General features: G+C 52.4%; 20 protein-coding genes. 12 read left to right on the top strand and 8 right to left on the bottom strand.

Going from position 1 to position 21,346, the window contains the following annotated elements; translation table 11 throughout:
* Positions 1-201: 201 nt before the first annotated feature.
* Both NAZ64_RS20785 and mdtD read left to right on the top strand, forming a co-directional pair.
* Positions 202-906 carry a FadR/GntR family transcriptional regulator gene (locus NAZ64_RS20785; protein ID WP_001131144.1) on the top strand — a complete coding sequence of 235 codons (705 nt, stop codon included), beginning with the start codon at positions 202-204 and terminating at the stop codon, positions 904-906.
* A gap of 11 nt (positions 907-917) precedes the next feature.
* Positions 918-2,345 carry a multidrug transporter subunit MdtD gene (mdtD, locus tag NAZ64_RS20790; protein WP_220569529.1) on the top strand — a complete coding sequence of 476 codons (1,428 nt, stop codon included), beginning with the start codon at positions 918-920 and terminating at the stop codon, positions 2,343-2,345.
* On the opposite strand, the gene rbsR is transcribed toward mdtD, so the two are convergent.
* The 7 genes from rbsR to kup all read right to left on the bottom strand — a co-directional run bounded on the left by rbsR (position 2,311) and on the right by kup (position 10,278).
* Positions 2,311-3,309 (bottom strand): ribose operon transcriptional repressor RbsR, encoded by a 999-nt coding sequence (rbsR, locus tag NAZ64_RS20795; protein WP_000224491.1) that lies wholly within the window; start codon positions 3,307-3,309, stop codon positions 2,311-2,313. The genes mdtD and rbsR overlap by 35 nt on opposite strands.
* A gap of 3 nt (positions 3,310-3,312) precedes the next feature.
* On the bottom strand, positions 3,313-4,242 hold the full coding sequence (rbsK, locus tag NAZ64_RS20800; protein WP_023219903.1) for a ribokinase: 930 nt from the start codon (positions 4,240-4,242) through the stop codon (positions 3,313-3,315).
* A 132-nt stretch (positions 4,243-4,374) separates the two neighbouring features.
* A complete protein-coding gene (gene rbsB / locus NAZ64_RS20805; protein WP_001056260.1) occupies positions 4,375-5,265 on the bottom strand; it encodes a ribose ABC transporter substrate-binding protein RbsB in 891 nt (296 codons plus the stop codon).
* A 24-nt stretch (positions 5,266-5,289) separates the two neighbouring features.
* Entirely contained in the window at positions 5,290-6,255 is a 966-nt protein-coding gene (gene rbsC / locus NAZ64_RS20810) for a ribose ABC transporter permease (protein WP_000211345.1), read from the bottom strand.
* Positions 6,256-6,260: 5 nt separating this feature from the next.
* Positions 6,261-7,766 carry a ribose ABC transporter ATP-binding protein RbsA gene (gene rbsA, locus NAZ64_RS20815; protein WP_000339359.1) on the bottom strand — a complete coding sequence of 502 codons (1,506 nt, stop codon included), beginning with the start codon at positions 7,764-7,766 and terminating at the stop codon, positions 6,261-6,263.
* A gap of 7 nt (positions 7,767-7,773) precedes the next feature.
* A complete protein-coding gene (gene rbsD / locus NAZ64_RS20820; protein ID WP_000715944.1) occupies positions 7,774-8,193 on the bottom strand; it encodes a D-ribose pyranase in 420 nt (139 codons plus the stop codon).
* A 216-nt stretch (positions 8,194-8,409) separates the two neighbouring features.
* On the bottom strand, positions 8,410-10,278 hold the full coding sequence (gene kup, locus NAZ64_RS20825) for a low affinity potassium transporter Kup (RefSeq protein WP_000102338.1): 1,869 nt from the start codon (positions 10,276-10,278) through the stop codon (positions 8,410-8,412).
* Positions 10,279-10,626: 348 nt separating this feature from the next.
* Here kup and ravA point away from each other — a divergent pair, with 348 nt between their 5' ends.
* A complete protein-coding gene (gene ravA / locus NAZ64_RS20830) occupies positions 10,627-12,123 on the top strand; it encodes an ATPase RavA (protein WP_000940975.1) in 1,497 nt (498 codons plus the stop codon).
* On the top strand, positions 12,117-13,568 hold the full coding sequence (gene viaA, locus NAZ64_RS20835) for an ATPase RavA stimulator ViaA (protein WP_000956585.1): 1,452 nt from the start codon (positions 12,117-12,119) through the stop codon (positions 13,566-13,568). The genes ravA and viaA overlap by 7 nt, the downstream gene beginning before the upstream one ends.
* Positions 13,569-13,572: 4 nt before the next feature.
* Here the strand turns inward: viaA and asnA are convergent, their stop codons facing one another.
* A complete protein-coding gene (asnA, locus tag NAZ64_RS20840) occupies positions 13,573-14,565 on the bottom strand; it encodes an aspartate--ammonia ligase (RefSeq protein ID WP_000845120.1) in 993 nt (330 codons plus the stop codon).
* A 150-nt stretch (positions 14,566-14,715) separates the two neighbouring features.
* Here asnA and asnC point away from each other — a divergent pair, with 150 nt between their 5' ends.
* The 8 genes from asnC to atpF all read left to right on the top strand — a co-directional run bounded on the left by asnC (position 14,716) and on the right by atpF (position 21,337).
* Positions 14,716-15,174: a transcriptional regulator AsnC gene (gene asnC, locus NAZ64_RS20845; RefSeq protein WP_000433016.1), complete on the top strand. Its 459-nt coding sequence runs from the start codon at positions 14,716-14,718 to the stop codon at positions 15,172-15,174.
* An 89-nt stretch (positions 15,175-15,263) separates the two neighbouring features.
* The gene (gene mioC, locus NAZ64_RS20850; RefSeq protein WP_024797538.1) at positions 15,264-15,707 is read left to right on the top strand and encodes an FMN-binding protein MioC; all 444 of its coding nucleotides are present in this window, start codon (positions 15,264-15,266) and stop codon (positions 15,705-15,707) included.
* A 378-nt stretch (positions 15,708-16,085) separates the two neighbouring features.
* Positions 16,086-17,975, top strand: a complete 1,890-nt coding sequence (mnmG, locus tag NAZ64_RS20855) for a tRNA uridine-5-carboxymethylaminomethyl(34) synthesis enzyme MnmG (protein WP_000499872.1) — start codon at positions 16,086-16,088, stop codon at positions 17,973-17,975.
* A gap of 102 nt (positions 17,976-18,077) precedes the next feature.
* Positions 18,078-18,701: a 16S rRNA (guanine(527)-N(7))-methyltransferase RsmG gene (gene rsmG / locus NAZ64_RS20860; RefSeq protein WP_220569530.1), complete on the top strand. Its 624-nt coding sequence runs from the start codon at positions 18,078-18,080 to the stop codon at positions 18,699-18,701.
* A gap of 615 nt (positions 18,702-19,316) precedes the next feature.
* Positions 19,317-19,697: a F0F1 ATP synthase subunit I gene (atpI, locus tag NAZ64_RS20865; RefSeq protein ID WP_000116685.1), complete on the top strand. Its 381-nt coding sequence runs from the start codon at positions 19,317-19,319 to the stop codon at positions 19,695-19,697.
* Between the two features lie 8 nt (positions 19,698-19,705).
* Positions 19,706-20,521, top strand: a complete 816-nt coding sequence (atpB, locus tag NAZ64_RS20870) for a F0F1 ATP synthase subunit A (protein WP_000135632.1) — start codon at positions 19,706-19,708, stop codon at positions 20,519-20,521.
* 46 nt (positions 20,522-20,567) lie between these two features.
* Positions 20,568-20,807: a F0F1 ATP synthase subunit C gene (atpE, locus tag NAZ64_RS20875; RefSeq protein ID WP_000429386.1), complete on the top strand. Its 240-nt coding sequence runs from the start codon at positions 20,568-20,570 to the stop codon at positions 20,805-20,807.
* Positions 20,808-20,866: 59 nt separating this feature from the next.
* The gene (gene atpF, locus NAZ64_RS20880) at positions 20,867-21,337 is read left to right on the top strand and encodes a F0F1 ATP synthase subunit B (protein ID WP_001052212.1); all 471 of its coding nucleotides are present in this window, start codon (positions 20,867-20,869) and stop codon (positions 21,335-21,337) included.
* Positions 21,338-21,346 lie beyond the last annotated feature (9 nt).

Raw genomic sequence — 21,346 nt, forward strand, 5'->3', positions numbered from 1 at the left:
GTTCCGTGTCAGTGGTGGCGCATTATAGGGAGTTATTTCTGCCTGACAAGAGGAAATTTAAAATAATTTTCTGAGTGTCTCTTTTTTCATCAATGGCGTGCTTAACGTGCCATAAAATAAGCAAATTGCCGTTATTGCAACTGCAATCACACTTCCAGGTGGCATACTAATAACCAAACGAAAGAGAAAGGAAGAACATTCATGCCTTTAAGCGCACAACAATTAGCCGCACAGAAAAATCTATCCTATGTTCTGGCTGAAAAGCTGGCGCAGCGGATATTAAAGGGTGACTACGCCCCTGGTACGATTCTTCCCGGCGAAATAGAACTGGGCGAGCAGTACGGCGTAAGTCGAACGGCAGTTCGCGAAGCGGTGAAAACGTTGACGGCTAAAGGTATGGTGCTACCCCGTCCGCGCATTGGTACGCGGGTGATGCCGCAGGGAAACTGGAACTTTCTGGATCAAGAGCTGCTGACCTGGTGGATGACGGAAGAAAATTTTCATCAGGTGGTGGATCATTTTCTGGTGATGCGTATTAGCCTGGAGCCGCAAGCCTGCCTGCTGGCGGCGACTCTTGGCACACCGGAGCAGAAAGCGCGGCTTAATGCCTTAATGGAAGAGATGGTCGCGCTGAAAAAGCATTTTAAGCGTGAACGATGGATTGAAGTGGATATGGCGTGGCACGAGCATATCTACGAAATGAGCGCCAATCCCTTTCTAATCTCTTTTGCGACGCTATTTCATTCGGTTTATCACACTTACTTTACCTCAATCACCTATAACGAGGTGGTAAAGCTGGATTTGCACCAGGCCATTGTTGATGCCATCGCTGATGGCGACGGCGAACGCGCTTTCCAGGCCTGCCAGGCGTTGTTAATAGCGCCTAATGAGAGACCAGATAATTAACAGGATATTGAATGACCAGCAAAAAAGCGCGCAGTATGGCTGGCCTGCCGTGGATCGCGGCGATGGCCTTCTTTATGCAGGCGCTAGACGCCACCATTTTGAATACCGCTTTACCGGCTATTGCGCATAGTCTTAACCGTTCACCACTCGCCATGCAGTCCGCTATTATCAGTTATACCCTGACAGTAGCTATGTTAATTCCGGTAAGCGGCTGGTTGGCTGACCGCTTCGGTACGCGTCGCGTCTTTATGGTTGCCGTAAGTCTGTTTACGTTAGGCTCGCTGGCCTGCGCGCTCTCCAGTTCACTATCTGAATTGGTTATTTTTCGCGTCGTACAAGGCGTCGGCGGAGCGATGATGATGCCAGTGGCGCGGCTGGCGTTATTGCGAGCCTATCCGCGTAGTGAGCTGCTGCCCGTTCTTAACTTTGTCACTATGCCGGGCCTGGTAGGTCCGATTCTGGGGCCGGTATTAGGCGGCGTACTGGTGACCTGGGCAAGCTGGCACTGGATCTTCCTGATTAATATTCCCATTGGTGTTGCAGGCATTCTGTATGCCCGCAAATATATGCCCAACTTCACCACGCCGCGTCGTAAGTTTGACATGACCGGCTTCTTTCTTTTTGGGTTAAGTCTGGTTTTATTTTCCAGCGGAATGGAACTGTTTGGCGAAAAGATTGTGGCGACATGGATCGCATCCGCCATTATTTTTTGCAGTATCGTTCTACTATTGGCCTATATCCGCCACGCCCGCCGTCATCCGACACCGTTAATATCACTATCGCTGTTTAAGACACGCACATTTTCCGTCGGTATTGCCGGCAACCTCGCCACGCGTCTGGGGACAGGCTGCGTACCTTTTTTGATGCCGTTAATGCTACAGGTTGGTTTTGGCTACCCGGCTCTGATCGCCGGCTGCATGATGGCGCCGACAGCTTTGGGTTCTATTATCGCGAAATCGACCGTAACGCAGGTTTTACGACGTTTGGGATACCGGAAGACTCTGGTCGGCATTACGGTATTTATCGGTCTGATGATTGCCCAGTTTTCGTTTCAATCTCCCGCCATGCCGATCTGGATGCTCGTGCTGCCGCTATTCATTCTTGGAATGGCGATGTCCACTCAATTTACGGCAATGAATACGATTACTCTTGCGGATCTGACAGACGATAACGCCAGCAGCGGCAACAGCGTTCTGGCAGTTACGCAGCAATTGTCTATCAGTTTAGGCGTGGCGATCAGCGCGGCGGTGTTACGTATTTATGAAGGTTTTGCGGGCACCAGTACCGTAGAACAGTTCCACTATACCTTTATCACGATGGGGGCGATCACTATCATGTCCGCGCTGATGTTTATGCTGCTAAGAGCCAAAGACGGCAACAATCTGATTAAAGAACGGCATAAATCTAAACCGACCCACGCACCGTCAAAACCGGAGTAAGCTGAAGTCGCTGTTGTTGCAAGGCGGGCTGCGCCATCCGATGAATCAACACATCAATAGCCAGCTCGCCCAATTCATCTTTCGGCTGATGGATAGTCGTCAGCGGCGGCGTCATATAGCGCGCCAGCTCAATGTCATCATAGCCAATGACTGCCATATCCTGCGGAATACGAAGCCCCGCCTGATATAGCGCCTGATAGGCACCGACAGCCATCGCATCGTTTCCGGTAAAAACCGCTTGCGGTCGCTGTTGATGGGCGAGTAACGCCTGCATGGCGTCAAAGCCGCCGCCAAATTCAAAATCGCCGGTGATCTCATAGCCTTGTGGAATAGCCAGCCCTGCGCGTTTCATCGCCGCCCGATACCCTTCCAGCCGTAAACGCGCTGGCGTTTTGTCCAGCGGGCCGGTAATACAGGCTATTCGGGTAAATCCTTTATCGATAAGGTATTGGGTAGCAAGATCGCCGCCTAACAACGAATTATCCTGAATGAGATCGCTATCGCCCTCACCATCAAACGGCGACCAGTCCATCATGACGGTAGGAATAGACGGATAACGCTCCATGATTTCACGAGAAGGCTGATGCGTTTCGGTACACAGCAGCAGTAAACCGTCTACCCGTTTTTGCATCAGCGTCTCCAGGTTGCGGTTCATCCGTTGCTCGTCGCCTTCGGTATTGCACAGCACCAGACTATAGCCGCGCTCAAAACAGCTTCGCTCAACGCCGCGCACCAGTTCGGAATAAAAAGGGTTGGTACTGGCGGTAATTAGCATACCAATCGTGCGGGTCTGGTTTAACTTGAGGCTTCGCGCCAGCGCGGAAGGCGCATAGTTAAGTGATTTAATCGCCGCTTCAACTTTTTCGGTTATCGTCTCACTCACAAAGCGATCTTTGTTAATAACGTGAGAGACCGTCGATGTAGAGACTCCCGCCAGGCGGGCAACATCTTTCATAGTAGCCAAGCGTTACCCCTGCTGATGTAAAAACGCTTCTATCTCTTCGCGCCACGGAACGGAAGGTTGCGCGCCTTTACGCGTTACGGCAATCGCGGCGGCGGCATGGGCAAAGCGAATCGCTTCCGGCAACGGCGTCTCCTCCAGTATCGCGGTGATAAAGGCGCCGTTAAACGTATCTCCGGCGGCAATGGTATCGACAGCCTCAACGCTAAATCCAGGAACGCGGCGGCCCTCGCCGTCTACGCTGGCCCAGACGCCACGGCTTCCTAAGGTAATTAATACGGTTCGAATGCCTTTATCATGCAAAACCTGCGCAGCTTTCGCGGCATCGTCGTCATTTTCCACACGCACGCCCGTCAGCTTTTCAGCTTCCGTTTCATTTGGCGTGATGATGTCCACCAGCGCCAGCAGTTCATCCGGTAGCTCACGGGCAGGCGCCGGGTTCAGCGCAACAGTAGTATGATGTTGATGGGCGATTTTCGCCGCCGCCAGTACGCTGTCCAGCGGCGATTCCAGCTGCATCAGTAAAGCATCCGCCTGCGCGATACGTTCACGTTGCGCATCAACCAACGCCGGCGATAACGCGGCATTCGCTCCGGCATGAATACCGATGACGTTCTCGCCTTCGCCATTAACGAAAATCAGCGCCACCCCGGTAGACTCGCCTTTAATGACGCTAACTGGCGTGATATCAATACGATCGCTGACTAATTGTTTACGAATACTGTCGCCAATATCGTCATCGCCCGTGCAGGCGATAAACGCAATATTTGCCCCGCTACGTCCCGCAGCAACCGCCTGATTCGCGCCTTTCCCGCCAAACGCGACCTGATAATGGCTACCGGTTACCGTTTCACCCGGGGTAGGGAAGGACTCAAGATTAAGGATATGATCGGCATTAATGCTGCCAAGGACGATGAGATTACCTGCGGTTTTCATATTCGGGGTTCCACGTCAAAGTGCGCCACCGGTTAGGGTGGCGCGTGCCCTGCTTTTCTTTTTTTACGTTCACCTCAGCGGAGGCTCGCGTATTTCTGTCGCCATCAGGCCATAGTTGACCCGTGTCGTTTATTACTGCTTGATGACCAGTTTCAGGTCAACCGGATATTTGGCCTGAACTTTTTCGCCTTTCAGCACCTTATCCGCCACTTCAACGCCTTTGGCGCCGATTTGATCCGGTAACTGAGCGATAGTCGCTGCCAGTTTGCCATCTTTTACAGCCTTTTCGCCATCCGGCGTACCGTCAAATCCAACCACCATCACATCTGCTTTACCGGCAGTTTGCAGCGCGCGCAGTGCGCCCAGCGCCATTTCATCGTTCTGGGCGAAGACAGCCTGAACATCCGGATGCGCGGTCAGCAGGTTCTGCATGACGTTCAGACCCTTAGTACGGTCGAAATCGGCAGGCTGGCTGGCCAGGACATTAAATTTGTGGGCGGCTACCGCCTGCTGGAAACCTTCGCCACGCTCACGCGCCGCAGATGTTCCGGCAATGCCTTGCAACTCAATCACTTTGGCGCCTTCGCCAGCTTTTTTCGCGATATAGTCGCCAGCGATCTTACCGCCCAGCACGTTATCAGACGCGATATGGCTGACGACATCGCCTTTGGTTGCCTGGCGGTCAAGCGTGATAACCGGAATCTTCGCCTGGTTCGCCATCTTCACCGCGTTACCCACCGCATCGGAATCAGTCGGGTTGATCAGCAAAATTTTGGTCCCGCGAACGGTTAAATCCTGCACGTTCGCCAGCTCTTTGGCAGGGTTGTTCTGGGAGTCCAGCACCACCAGGTTATAACCCAGTTTATCCGCCTCTTTTTGCGCCCCGTCTTTTAACGACACGAAGAAGGGATTATTGAGGGTAGAGATCACCAGCGCAATGGTGTCTTTCGCCATTGCATTCGCGCTCACGGTGGCGCTCAGCGCAACAGCAGATACCAGGGTAGCCAGTTTTTTCATGTTCATATTTCAGATGTCCTGTAGTCGTTGTTACTGCTTTTTGTTGTCTACCAGTACCGCCAGCAAAATCACCACCGCTTTGACGATCATCTGGTAATAGGAGGAAACACCTAACAAATTCAAACCATTATTAAGGAAGCCGAGAATCAATGCGCCGATCAATGTCCCAACAATGCGCCCTTTACCACCTGCAAGGCTGGTGCCGCCCAGCACCACGGCGGCAATAGCATCCAGCTCATAGCCGGTACCCGCCGTCGGCTGCGCGGAAGAGAGGCGCGCCACTTCAATGATGCCCGCCAGCGACGCTGTCAGGCCGCAAAGTGAATAGACAATAATTTTCACTTTGCTCACGCTAATGCCAGACAGACGCGTCGCCGCTTCGTTACCGCCCAGCGCGTAGATATAGCGTCCCAGACGGGTGTGATGCAGCATATACCAGGCGGCGATAAAGACGATAGCCATGATCCAGACCGGCGTAGGAACGCCCAGCGGACGGCCAATACCGAACCAGCCAAACAGATCGGCGTTATCGGTAAAGCCGGTGTTGACCGGGCTACCGTCGGTGTAAACCATCGTTACACCGCGCAGTAGCAGCATCATCACCAGCGTAGCGATAAACGCCTGTACGCGGCCTTTCGCGACGATAACGCCAGTGACGGCGCCAATCGCAGCGCCCAGCGCCAGCGCGGCGGCAACCGCGACCAGCGCATTCACTTCAACGCCGACGATTGAAGCGGCAACCGCGCCGGTGAGCGCCAGCAGGGAACCGACGGACAGATCGATCCCCGATGTCAGAATCACCAACGTCATCCCCACCGCCATAATGGCGTTGACGGAGGTCTGTTGAAGAATATTGAACAGATTATTAACGGTAAAAAAGTTGGGGCTCAACGTCGAAACAATCGCGATCAACACCAGCAGGGCAATGAGCGACTTCTGCTCAAGAAGCCACGCTTTAGTGAAATAACGGCGACCAGAAACAGCCTGGGTTGTCATCTTTTTTACTCCTGATTCACGCGATTAAGCTTGCCCACTGCGGCAGCCATTAACACTTCCTGGGTGGCCTGCTCGCGAGTAAATTCACCGCTGAGATGCCCTTCATGCATGACGATGATGCGATCGCTCATGCCTAATACTTCTGGCATCTCAGATGAGACCAGAATGATGCTCAGGCCGTCGGCCTTAAACTGGTTGATAAGCTGGTAAATCTCTTTCTTGGCGCCGACGTCCACGCCGCGGGTCGGCTCGTCGAGAATGAGCACTTTCGGGCGCGTCATCAACCCGCGGGCAATCGCCACTTTTTGCTGATTACCACCGGAAAGCAGGCCTATCGCCTGTTCCATTGATGGCGTCTTGACGTTGAACAGACGGATAAAATCCCCCACCGCCTGCTGCTCATCTTTGTGTTTCAGGCTTCCGCCAGCGCGGCTGAAATAGTCCAGCGCCGTCAGCGACATATTCTCTTTAACTGACATGCCGAGCACCAGTCCATCGCGCTTACGGTCTTCAGAGATATAAACGATGCCATTGGCCAGTCCGTCCTGCGGAGAACGCGTCACCACTTCGTGTCCATCAAGCGTCACGTAACCGCTGGTTCGCGGCATCGCGCCGTACAATACTTTCATCAGCTCGGTGCGACCGGCGCCCATCAGGCCGGAAATGCCAAGAATCTCGCCTTTTCGCAGCACAAAAGAGACATCATTCACGCCCGGTCCGCACAGATTATCGACCTTGAGGCGAATCTCACCCGGCGCGTTATCCAGATGCGGGTACTGATCTTCCAGCTTACGTCCCACCATCATTTCGATAAGAGAATCTTCGGTCAACGTGGCCACTTCACGCTCGGCGATAAATTGCCCATCGCGGAAGACCGTCACGTCATCGCAAATTTCGAAAATCTCTTTCATACGGTGAGAGATATAGACAATGCCGCGCCCCTGCGATTTTAATTCGCGGATAACGCGGAACAGAGAGTCGGTTTCAGTGTCGGTCAGCGCATCGGTCGGTTCATCCATAATGATGACTTTGGATTCGAAGCTCAGCACTTTGGCGATTTCCACCATTTGCTGATCGCCGATAGAGAGTTCGCCCACCAGCTTATCGCTCTTAAAGCGCAGATTGAGTTTGGCTAAGAGGTGGTCGGCTTCGGCATACATCTTTTTCCAGTCGATTTTGCCAAAGCGATTCACAAACTCACGGCCCAGGAAGATGTTTTCCGCAATGGTCAACTGCGGGATCAGGTTCAGTTCCTGGTGAATAATGCCGATCCCGGCTTCCTGAGACGATTTAGGCCCATTAAAGGTGGTCTCTTTACCCAGCCATAACAACGATCCCGCATCTCGCGTATAGATGCCGGTTAATACTTTCATCATGGTGGATTTTCCGGCGCCGTTTTCCCCCACCAGCGCCATAACGCGGCCAGGATAAACGTTTAACGCGGCGCCGGAGAGAGCCTTCACGCCGGGGAACGCTTTATCGATCCCTTTGAGTTGCAGTAATGCGTCCATAGCGGCCTCAGAAAGTGACGCCAGCGCAAAGAATGACGTTCGCATACGGGGAACACTCCCCGCTGCGAATCACCGCCTGACTGTCTGCAGTCAATTTTTTGAATTGTTCATGTGTCGTATAACTAATTTTTATGGTGTTTCCCTGGTGTTGCTGCAGTTGCTCAAGGTGAGTGAGCAACGTTTCGTGGAGCTGCGGATTCTGTTGTTTGATTTCCGTTGCAAGAATAGCCGCCTCAACCTGCATTTCCCGAGTCACGACATCCACCACCTGCATAAAAGAAGGTACGCCCTGGGTTAGTGCCATATCGATACGCGCGGTGCTATTCGGGATGGGTAAACCCGCATCACAGACCACCAGAGTATCAGTATGCCCCAGACGGGAAATGACCGACGAGATTTCAGAGTTGAGTACGGTGCCTTTCTTCATTTTTCTGCTCCACTAGCGAAACGTTTCGCTGGCCGCAGTGTAACCCTGGATGTGTTCATAAAACCATCATGACGTAACAGAATTGTGATCGCCGTCGAAACGTTTCGCTAGCGGAAATCAGGTGAAGATAATCGCCCAATGGCGATTATCGTGTGGGAATCTACGGATTGGCCAAGCCGGGCAAGCCAACGCGGCCCCCGGCATGGTGATGGGAGGTTAAATCTCGACCTGAGTTCCTAACTCAATCACGCGGTTAGGCGGGATCTCGAACTGATCCGGCGCGCGCAGGGCGTTGCGTTGCAGCAACAAATACAGCTTGCCGCGCAGACGCAAATACCACGGGCGTTTGCCGACAATCAACGACTCGTGCGACATAAAGAACGACGTTTCCATCATCCGACAGCTAAGCCCTTCCAGACCGCAGCGGTGGAACACCTCTTCAACGTTTGGCGTTTCGCGCCAGCCGTAGCTGGCCACCACGCGCCAGAATGTCGGAGACAACTGCTCAATCTGCACCCGGCGAACGTTATGCACATAAGGCGCATCTTCCGTACGCAACGTCAGTAAGATTACGCGCTCATGCAACACTTTGTTGTGCTTCAGGTTATGCAATAAAGCAAAAGGGATCACACTGAGCGCGCGCGACATGTATACGGCAGTACCCGGCACCCGAACCGGCGGTGACTTCTCCAGTGAAGCAATCATCGCTTCCAGCGAATTACCGTGTTCATGCATACGACGCAACAGGCGGAAACGCTCGCTCTTCCAGGTGGTCATGATCGTGAACATGATCAGGCCCAGGCTCAGCGGCAGCCAACCACCGGACAACAATTTGTCGAGGTTAGCCGAGAACAGCGGGATATCCACGCACAGGAACGCGATGAGGATCAGCGCGACAAAATATTTGTTCCAGTGCCAGTTCTTACGCGCCACGGTCGTAGAAAGAATAGACGTCAGCACCATCGTGCCGGTCACGGCGATACCATAGGCCGCCGCCAGGTTGCTGGAGTGCTCAAAGCTAACAATAACAACCACGACCGCGAAATAAAGCAGCCAGTTAACGAAAGGGATATAGATCTGACCGGACTCCATCTCGGAGGTATGGATAATGCGCATTGGCGACAAATAGCCAAGACGCACGGCCTGACGCGTCAGCGAAAAGACGCCGGAAATGACCGCCTGGGAGGCGATCACCGTCGCCAGCGCGGCCAGAATCAGCAGCGGAATTAACGCCCAGTCCGGCGCCAACAGGAAGAAGGGATTTTTAATCGCTTCCGGATGCTTTAGTAGCAATGCGCCCTGACCAAAGTAGTTCAGTACTAACGACGGCAGTACCACGGTAAACCACGCCAGGCGAATCGGGAACTTACCGAAGTGTCCCATATCGGCGTACAACGCCTCTACGCCGGTAATCGACAGCACCACCGCGCCCAACGCAATAAATGATACGGTTTTATATTCAAGGAAAAAACGTACCGCCCAGACAGGATTCAGCGCATGTAACACTTCGGGATTGGCGATAATACTGCGCAGGCCAAGTACCGCCAGGATTAAAAACCAGGTCAGCATGATCGGCGCAAAGAGTTTCCCTACCATTCCCGTACCGTGCTTCTGAATCATAAACAACAGAGTCAGCACAATAATGGAGAGCGGGACAATCCAGGTATCCAGCTGCGGCGCGACAATCTCCAGGCCTTCAATCGCCGACATCACCGAAATCGCCGGCGTAATCACCACTTCGCCATAGAAGAAGCTGCCGCCTATCAGTCCCATGATAACTAACATGGATGTGGTGCGCGCCGAGGTATTACGCCCGGCAAGCGACATCAGCGTCAAAATTCCACCTTCACCCGCGTTATCGGCGCGCATCACGAAGGTGAGATATTTGATGGAAACCACAAAGATGAGTAGCCAGAAGATCAGCGACAGAAAACCAAACACGGCATCTCGTTCAACGCCAAAACCAAACTGACCGGACAAACATTCACGAAGCGTATAAAGCGGGCTGGTACCAATATCACCGTAGACAACCCCAATAGCTGCGAGGGTAATCGCAGGCAACGATTGCTTATTATCAGTGCTCATAGACTCATCTTTCGTTTATACACGTCACCCTTCACGCTACCTCCTTGTCGGCTGCATTCGCTTACCCCAGTCACACGTTGAATGTTAGTGCCAGGGGATTCACTCCTTTGCCGCCTTGATGTAGTTTGAATGAATGAGTGTATAGATATGAAATGTGTGCTTAGTCCCTTGGCCCACAAAAAAGCGCACAGTATGCACGATTAATCATAAAATCGTACCCCTAAATGAAGCCAGATTAACCTGGCTCAAAGAAAAATAAACAGCGCATCAGACGATTATAGCCCCGGTGGTGAAACGTCTATACTCGCAATTAGCATGATCCATTTGTCGAAAGGACGCCTCTTTATTATGGCTCACCCACATTTATTAGCGGAAAGAATTTCCCGTCTGAGCAGCGCCCTTGAGAAGGGGCTGTATGAACGTAGTCACGCCATACGCCTGTGCCTACTGGCGGCGTTAAGCGGTGAAAGCGTCTTTTTGTTGGGCCCGCCCGGTATCGCCAAGAGTCTGATTGCCCGCCGCCTGAAGTTTGCTTTCCAGCGCGCCCGCGCTTTTGAATATCTGATGACACGCTTTTCCACGCCGGAAGAGGTGTTTGGCCCGCTCTCTATTCAGGCGCTGAAAGATGAAGGTCGCTATGAACGCTTAACGACCGGCTATCTTCCCGAAGCCGAAATCGTTTTTCTGGATGAAATCTGGAAAGCCGGGCCCGCTATCCTGAACACATTGCTGACCGCCATTAACGAACGCCATTTCCGCAACGGCGCATTTGAGGAAAAAATTCCGATGCGGCTGCTGGTGGCGGCCTCCAACGAACTGCCCGAAGCGGACAGCAGCCTGGAAGCCTTGTACGACCGAATGTTGATTCGCCTGTGGCTGGATAAAGTTCAGGATAAAGCCAATTTCCGCTCCATGCTGATTAGTCAGCAGGATGAGAGTGATAACCCGGTCCCCGCCTCGTTACAGGTTAGCGACGAAGAATATCAACAGTGGCAAAAAGATATCGGCGCGATTTCACTGCCTGATCCGGTCTTTGAGCTGATATTTACTCTGCGCCAACAGCTGGATAATTTGCCGAATGCGCCTTATGTCTCCGACCGTCGCTGGAAGAAAGCCATCCGCCTGTTACAGGCCAGCGCCTTCTTTAGCGGACGCGACGCGGTTGCGCCGATTGACCTTATCCTGCTAAAAGATTGCTTGTGGTATGACGCGCAGAGTCTGAATCTCATGCAACAGCAACTGGAAATATTGATGACCGGACACGCCTGGCAGCAGCAGGCCATGCTGACTCGCCTCGGCGGTATTGTCCAGCGCCGCCTCCAGTTGCAGCAACAGCAAAGCGATAAAACCGCCTTCACCGTCATTAAAGAAGGCGGTATGTTCAGCCGCCGCCCGCATTACACTTTACCGCCGGAAGCCAGTGCGTCAACGTTGACGTTATTGCTACAAAAACCGCTAAAACTGCATGATATGGAAGTGATCCATATTACCTTTGACCGCAGCGCGCTGGAACTTTGGCTGACCAAAGGCGGCGAGATCCGCGGCAAACTGAACGGGATCGGCTTTGCCCAAACGTTGAATATGGAAGTCGATAACGCTCAACATCTGGTGGTGCGCGACATCAGTCTACAAGGTACCCGTCTGGCGTTACCGGGAGCGGCTGAAGACAGTATGCCTGCGGAGATCAAACAGCAGCTGGAAACGTTAGAAAACGACTGGCGCCAGCAGCATACCCGCTTCAGCGAGCAGCAACATTGCCTGTTTATTCACAGCGACTGGTTAGGGCGCATTGAGGCCAGCCTGCAGGATGTAGGAGAACAGATCCGCCAGGCGCAACAATGCTGACGCTGGATACGCTAAATACCATGCTGGCCGTCAGCGAAGAGGGAATGGTCGAAGAGATGATCCTCGCGCTACTGGCTTCCCCACAGCTGGTCATTTTCTTTGAAAAGTTTCCGCGTTTAAAAAACGCCGTGACCGCCGATCTCCCGCGCTGGCGGGAAGCGCTACGCAGCCGTCTTAAAGACGCACGCGTTCCGCCGGAACTCATGGAAGAGGTCATGTGTTATCAGCAAAGCCAACTTCTCTCTACCCCACAGTTCATCGTGCAACTGCCGCAAATACTGGCGTTGCTTCATCGCCTGCATTCACCGTATGCCGCGCAGGCGAAGCAGTTGACGGAGAGCAACAGTACCTTTACCCCTGCGCTACACACGCTTTTTTTGCAACGCTGGCGGTTAAGTCTGGTGGTGCAGGCCACCACGTTAAACCAGCAACTACTGGAAGAAGAGCGCGAGCAGTTGCTGAGTGACGTTCAGGAACGGATGACGTTGAGCGGGCAACTGGAACCGACGCTGGCGGAAAATGATAATGCCGCAGGCCGCCTGTGGGATATGAGCGCGGGACAGCTTAAACGTGGTGATTATCAACTGATCGTAAAATACGGCGAATTTCTCGCCGCCCAGCCGGAACTAATGCAACTGGCGGAACAACTGGGACGTTCGCGGGAAGCCAAATCAGTACCGAAAAAAGACGCGCCGATGGAAACCTTTCGTACACTGGTACGCGAACCCGCAACGGTGCCGGAGCAGGTTGACGGTATACAGCAAGGCGATGATATTCTGCGCCTGTTGCCGCCAGAGCTGGCGACGCTCGGCATCACCGAGCTGGAATATGAATTTTACCGCCGGTTAGTGGAAAAACAGCTCCTCACCTATCGCCTGCATGGCGAAGCGTGGCGTGAGAAAGTGACCGAACGGCCGGTAGTACACCAGGATGTCGACGAGCAGCCGCGCGGACCGTTTATTGTCTGCGTCGATACTTCAGGCTCGATGGGAGGATTTAACGAGCAGTGCGCAAAAGCGTTCTGCCTGGCGTTGATGCGCGTTGCGCTGGCGGATAACCGCCGCTGCTTTATTATGCTGTTTTCCACTGACGTTGTGCGTTATGAACTCTCCGGCCCGGAAGGTATTGAGCAGGCCATCCGCTTTTTAAGTCAACGTTTTCGCGGCGGCACGGATATCGCCAGCTGTTTTCGCGCCATTATTGAAAGAATGCAGGGACGGGAATGGTTTGATGCCGATGCGGTGGTCATTTCGGATTTTATCGCCCAGCGCTTGCCGGATGACGTGGTGAGCAAAGTGGGAGAGTTGCAGCGTCTTCATCAGCATCGATTCCATGCGGTGGCGATGTCGGCGCACGGCAAACCCGGCATCATGCGCATTTTCGATCATATCTGGCGCTTTGACACCGGGATGCGAAGCCGCCTGCTGAGACGCTGGCGGCGCTAACGGCTTATAAAATAGCAGGAATGCTTTCGCGAACCTGCGCGGGCCATACGCCGCACTGCACCTGACCAATATGCGGCAATTGCAGCAGCAACATCGTCAGACGCGACTGCCCAATCCCGCCGCCGATGGTCTGCGGCATTTCGCCGCGCAGCAGCGCCTGATGCCACTCCAGTTGCAGACGATCTTCATCACCGGTCAACGCCAGCTGGCGCATCAGCGTATCGGCATCTACGCGGATACCCATAGAGGAAAGCTCAAACGCATCTTCCAGCACCGGGTTCCACACCAGGATATCGCCGTTCAGACCGGCGTAGCCCAGCTCAGATGCGGAGCTCCAGTCATCATAATCCGGCGCACGTACATCATGGCGGTGGCCATCGCTCAGTTTACCGCCGATCCCCACCAGGAAAACGGCGCCAAGTTCTTTGGCGATCGCGCGTTCGCGCCCTTTCGCATCCAGATCCGGATAGCGAGACAACAGCTCCTGACTGTGAACAAAATGGATCTGATCCGGCAGGAACGGTGCCAGACCAAACTGTTTATGCACTTCCGCTTCCGTCGCCTTAATTCCTGCCCATATAGCCTCTACTGTGCTTTTCAGGGTGGAAAATTGGCGCTCGCCATCGCCCATGACACGCTCCCAGTCCCACTGATCCACATAGACCGAGTGGAGCGGAGAGAGTCGGTCTTCATCGGGGCGAAGGGCTTTCATGTGCGTGTACAGCCCTTCGCCCGCGCTGAAGTCATGCTGCCCCAGGGTTTGACGTTTCCACTTCGCCAGTGAATGCACCACTTCGAACTGGGCGTCAGGCAATGCTTTCACTTTTACCTGCACCGCTTTTTCACAGCCGGACAAATTATCCTGCGTACCATCTCCTACGCGACTCAGGATCGGCGCCTGGACCTCAATTAGACCCAGACGCTCCTCCAGCTGGCGAGAGAAATGTGATTTCACGAAGCTAATTTGACGTTGTTTGGCAATGTAAGCGGTTTTCATTTTTTTACTCCTGCGTCCTGTTGCCTATGATTAAGCAACAAAATGAGAGCACTATTCAATAATCAACAGATAAAAAGCCAACTTCGATTTTGATTCGTTAAAAATAATGGCTAAAATAGAGATAATCATTAATCTGCATAAGAAAAAGCGATGGAAAATTATCAGATCGACAATCTGGACCGCGGCATACTTGACGCCTTAATGGAAAATGCCCGCACTGCCTACGCCGAACTGGCCAAACAATTTGGCGTTAGCCCTGGAACCATTCACGTTCGCGTCGAGAAAATGAAGCAGGCCGGGATTATTACTGGCGCACGGATTGACGTCAGCCCCAAACAGCTGGGCTACGATGTGGGCTGCTTTATTGGCATCATTCTCAAAAGCGCCAAAGACTATCCCTCCGCACTGGCCCGGCTGGAAAGCCTGGATGAAGTGACGGAAGCGTATTACACCACCGGTCACTACAGCATCTTTATAAAAGTGATGTGCAAATCAATCGACGCGCTTCAGCACGTACTTATCAACAAGATCCAAACAATTGATGAAATTCAGTCCACTGAGACACTGATCGTCTTGCAGAACCCGATCATGCGCACCATCAAGCCATGATCGGCTTTTTTAATCCCACATTTTTCCACAGGTAGATCCCAGCTCGTTCACAGAGTACAATGCAGCCTCTTTACCTGAGCGAGCGATCAATGGCAGACATTACTCTTATCAGCGGCAGCACCCTGGGCGGCGCCGAATACGTCGCGGAACATCTGGCGGAAAAGCTGGAAACTGCCGGTTTTTCAACCGAAACGGTGCACGGTCCGTTATTAGAGGATCTGTCAACTTCCGGGATCTGGCTGATAATCAGCTCAACGCACGGCGCCGGAGACATTCCGGACAACCTGACCCCTTTCTATGAAGACCTTCAGACGCAGAAACCCGATCTTTCCGCGGTACGTTTCGGCGCAATTGGCATTGGCAGTCGAGAATACGACACGTTTTGCGGCGCGATTGAGAAAATAGAAGCGGAACTGAAAGGCGCTGGCGCAAAACAGGTTGGGGAAACACTGAAGATCAACATCCTTGAACATGAGATTCCGGAAGATCCAGCGGAGATTTGGCTCGGATCCTGGATTAATTTACTCAAATAAGTGTAAAGATCGTGCGATCCATTGTGGATAAATCTGGTGGAAAGCTTGGATCAACCGGTAGTTATCCAAAGAATAACCGTTGTTCACTTTTTGAGTTGTGTATAAGTACCCGTTTTGATCCCAGCTTATACGGGCCACGATCACCGTTCATTCACAGCTAGTGATCCTTACCAACGCATTGATCTTTATTACAGGATCCGGGTTATCCACAGCCTGGAGCGATCCTAATAAGAGATCACAATAGAACAGATCTCTAAATAAAAAGATCTTCTTTTTAATAGCCCGGATCCCGGGGCTTTCTCCATCGGCTAAAGTTGAGTAGAATCCACCGCCCGGGCTTCAATCCATTTTCACACCGCGTTATGCGAGGCAATTACCATGTTTTATCAGGATCCTTTTGACGTCATTATTATTGGCGGGGGTCATGCAGGCACTGAGGCCGCGATGGCCGCAGCGCGTATGGGTCAACAGACTCTGCTTTTGACACACAATATTGACACGTTGGGACAGATGAGCTGCAACCCGGCGATCGGCGGTATTGGAAAGGGACATCTGGTAAAAGAGGTGGATGCGCTCGGCGGTCTGATGGCGAAAGCGATCGATCAGGCAGGTATTCAGTTTAGGATACTAAACGCCAGCAAAGGTCCGGCCGTTCGCGCTACCCGGGCTCAGGCGGATCGAGTCTTATATCGCCAGGCGGTGCGTACCGCGCTGGAGAATCAGCCGAATCTGATGATCTTCCAGCAAGCTGTTGAAGATCTGATTGTCGAAAACGATCGCGTTGTCGGCGCTGTGACCCAAATGGGGCTCAAATTCCGCGCGAAAGCGGTGGTGCTGACCGTCGGGACCTTCCTGGACGGCAAAATTCATATTGGTCTGGATAACTACAGCGGCGGTCGTGCTGGCGATCCGCCATCCATCCCGCTGTCTCGCCGTCTGCGTGAGCTTCCGCTACGCGTCAGTCGCCTGAAAACCGGCACACCGCCGCGTATTGATGCGCGTACTATCGATTTTAGCGTGTTGGCTCAACAGCATGGCGATAACCCGATGCCGGTTTTCTCGTTTATGGGGAATGCTTCTCAGCATCCGCAACAGGTGCCGTGTTACATCACGCATACCAATGAGAAAACCCATGACGTGATTCGTAATAACCTCGATCGTAGCCCAATGTACGCTGGCGTGATCGAAGGGATCGGCCCACGCTACTGTCCTTCGATCGAAGACAAGGTGATGCGTTTTGCCGATCGTAACCAGCATCAGATCTTCCTTGAGCCGGAAGGACTGACCTCTAACGAGATTTACCCTAACGGTATCTCCACCAGCCTGCCGTTTGACGTGCAGATGCAGATTGTCCGTTCCATGCAGGGCATGGAGAACGCGAAGATCGTTCGCCCTGGTTACGCGATTGAGTACGATTTCTTCGACCCGCGCGATCTGAAACCGACACTGGAAAGTAAATTTATTCACGGCCTGTTCTTTGCTGGTCAAATCAACGGTACTACCGGCTATGAAGAGGCTGCGGCGCAGGGCTTGCTCGCTGGTCTGAATGCCGCGCGTCTTTCCGCCGACAAAGAGGGCTGGGCGCCTGCGCGTTCTCAGGCTTATCTCGGCGTGCTGGTGGACGATCTCTGTACGCTGGGCACCAAAGAGCCGTATCGCATGTTTACCTCCCGCGCCGAATATCGCCTGATGCTGCGTGAGGACAACGCCGATCTGCGTCTGACTGAAATGGGCCGCGAGCTGGGTCTGGTGGATGATGAACGCTGGGCGCGCTTCAACGAGAAGCTGGAAAATATCGAACGAGAACGTCAGCGGCTGAAATCGACATGGGTAACGCCGTCTGCGGAATCCGCCGATGAAGTGAATGCGCATTTGACCACGCCTCTCTCCCGTGAGGCCAGCGGCGAAGATCTGTTGCGTCGTCCGGAAATGACCTACGCGCAGCTCACTTCGCTTGCCGCATTCGCACCTGCGCTTGAAGATGAGCAAGCCGCTGAGCAGGTGGAAATCCAGGTCAAATACGAAGGCTATATCGCTCGCCAGCAGGATGAGATTGAAAAACAACTACGTAACGAGAATACGTTGCTGCCTGCCACGCTGGATTATCGTCAGGTTTCCGGTCTGTCGAACGAAGTTATCGCCAAGCTGAACGATCATAAACCGGCGTCTATCGGCCAGGCATCGCGTATCTCCGGTGTTACGCCAGCGGCAATCTCCATTCTGCTGGTATGGCTGAAAAAACAAGGTATGCTGCGTCGTAGCGCTTGATAACACTAATTTGGCGGGGGCGCTTCGCTTGCCCGCCCTACAAATTTGTAGGCCCGATAAGCGAAAGCGCATCGGGCATTTGATTATTAACAGGTAATGACCGTGCTCAACAAACTCTCTCGTCTGCTGGCTGATGCCGGTATTTCTCTTACCGATCACCAGAAAACGCTGCTGGTCGCCTACGTTGATATGCTGCACAAATGGAACAAAGCATACAACCTGACGTCAGTGCGGGATCCCAACGAAATGTTGGTACGCCATATTCTCGACAGCATAGTCGTTGCGCCGTATCTTCAGGGACAGCGTTTTATCGATGTAGGAACAGGACCGGGGCTGCCGGGCATCCCGCTGGCTATTGTTCTCCCTGACGCGCATTTCACCTTACTCGACAGCCTGGGCAAGCGGGTACGTTTTCTGCGTCAGGTCCAGCACGAACTGAAACTGGAAAACATCACGCCGGTTCAAAGCCGCGTTGAAGCCTATCCCTCCGAACCGCCGTTTGATGGCGTTATCAGCCGCGCTTTCGCATCGTTGAATGATATGGTGAGCTGGTGTCACCATCTGCCGGGAGAGAAAGGGCGTTTTTATGCCTTAAAAGGGCAATTGCCAGGGGATGAAATTGCCTCACTACCTAACAATTTTAGCGTCGAATCTGTTGAAAAATTACGCGTTCCGCAACTGGAAGGCGAGCGGCATCTGGTGATTATTAAGTCAAACAAAGTTTAATTTTTATCAAAAAAAATAGAAAAAAAACGACGCGGCTTGTGTTAAAAATCGACAGGTATAACGCATTTCAGCGTTGTTACATTTAACTCTGGATTTACGGTTTCGTTTCAACATGACAACGTCGCTTCTTTTGTTAAAACAGAGAGTAATCAACTTTGTAAATATCAGTCTGCTAAAAATCGAATCGAAAAATCACTTTTGCTTGTTAAATTTTTATTATAAATGTCAATGGGGCGTTTTTAAGGTGTAAGCTGGTATTTTTAAAACAGTACTTGGTTTTACGCTTAAATATCAAAAAGATGAAAAGGCATGAATTGACACGTAAATGAATTGCGTAAGCATGAATATGTTTAATGTGTGATCTGGTGCACGCTTTATCGCCAGTGTTTTCGTGCTATTTGCAGTTTTGTACGATCGTTCACACTTTGGCTAAAAGTTAAAAATGCGGGCCAGAGAAAAATATTTAAACATTTATTCACCTTTTGGCTACTTATTGTTTGAAATCACGGGTGCGCACCGTATAATTTGACCGCTTTTTGATGCTTGACTCTAAGTCTTAAAGAACGTTTTATACGACACGCGGCATACCTCGAAGTGAGCAGGAGTAAAAACGTGATGTCTGTGTCGCTCGTGAGTCGAAACGTTGCTCGTAAGCTTCTGTTCATTCAGTTTCTGGCGGTAATAGCAAGTGGATTGCTGTTTTGCCTCAAAGACCCCTTCTGGGGCATCTCCGCAGTATGTGGGGGATTGGCAGTGGCACTGCCTAATATGTTGTTTATGATATTTGCCTGGCGTCACCAGGCGCATACACCTGCTAAGGGCCGCGTGTCCTGGACTTTCGCCTTCGGTGAAGCCTTCAAGGTGTTAGCGATGCTGGTTTTACTGGTGGTGGCGTTGGCGGTTTTAAAGGCGGTGTTTTTGCCGCTGATCGTTACGTGGGTTTTGGTGCTGGTGGTTCAGATACTGGCGCCGGCTGTAATTAACAACAAAGGGTAAAAGGCATCATGGCTTCAGAAAATATGACGCCGCAGGAATACATAGGACACCATCTGAATAACCTTCAGCTGGACCTGCGTACTTTCTCGCTGGTGGATCCGCAGAACCCCCCAGCCACCTTCTGGACGCTCAATATTGACTCCATGTTCTTCTCGGTGGTGCTGGGTCTGTTGTTTCTGGTGATGTTCCGTAGCGTTGCTAAAAAAGCGACCAGCGGCGTGCCAGGCAAGTTTCAGACCGCGATTGAGCTGATAGTCGGCTTTGTGCATGGCAGCGTCAAAGACATGTACCATGGCAAAAGCAAGCTGATTGCGCCGCTGGCCCTGACGATTTTCGTCTGGGTATTCCTTATGAACCTGATGGACTTACTGCCTATCGACCTGCTGCCGTATATCGCTGAGCATTGGCTGGGTCTGCCGGCAACGCGCGTGGTGCCGTCTGCTGACGTCAACATCACCCTATCGATGGCGCTGGGCGTATTCATCCTTATTCTGTTCTACAGCATCAAAATGAAAGGCATCGGCGGCTTCGCTAAAGAGTTGACGCTGCAGCCGTTCAATCACTGGGCGTTCATTCCTGTCAACTTAATCCTTGAAGGGGTAAGTCTGCTGTCCAAACCGGTTTCTCTCGGTCTGCGACTGTTCGGCAACATGTATGCCGGTGAGCTGATTTTCATTCTGATTGCTGGTCTGTTGCCGTGGTGGTCACAGTGGATTCTGAATGTGCCGTGGGCCATTTTCCACATCCTGATTATTACGCTGCAAGCCTTCATTTTCATGGTTCTGACGATTGTCTATCTGTCGATGGCGTCCGAAGAGCATTAATTTACCAACACTACTACGTTTTAACTGAAACAAACTGGAGACTGTCATGGAAAACCTGAATATGGATCTGCTGTACATGGCTGCCGCTGTGATGATGGGTCTGGCGGCAATCGGTGCTGCGATCGGTATCGGCATCCTCGGGGGTAAATTCCTGGAAGGCGCGGCGCGTCAACCTGATCTGATTCCTCTGCTGCGTACTCAGTTCTTTATCGTTATGGGTCTGGTGGATGCTATCCCGATGATCGCTGTAGGTCTGGGTCTGTACGTGATGTTCGCTGTCGCGTAGTAAGCGTTGCTTGAATTAAGAGCAATATCAGAAGGTTAACTAGATAGAGGCATTGTGCTGTGAATCTTAACGCAACAATCCTCGGCCAGGCCATCGCGTTTATTCTCTTTGTCTGGTTCTGCATGAAGTACGTATGGCCGCCGTTAATGGCAGCCATCGAGAAACGTCAGAAAGAAATTGCTGACGGTCTCGCTTCTGCTGAACGAGCACATAAGGATCTTGACCTTGCAAAGGCCAGCGCGACCGACCAGCTGAAAAAAGCGAAAGCGGAAGCTCAGGTAATCATCGAGCAGGCAAACAAACGCCGCGCTCAGATCCTGGACGAAGCCAAAACTGAAGCAGAGCAGGAACGTACTAAAATCGTGGCGCAGGCGCAGGCGGAAATTGAAGCCGAGCGTAAACGTGCCCGTGAAGAGCTGCGTAAGCAAGTTGCTATCCTGGCTGTTGCTGGCGCCGAGAAGATCATCGAACGTTCCGTGGATGAAGCTGCTAACAGCGACATCGTGGATAAACTTGTCGCTGAACTGTAAGGAGGGAGG

This window comes from Salmonella sp. A1325, assembly GCF_056991255.1.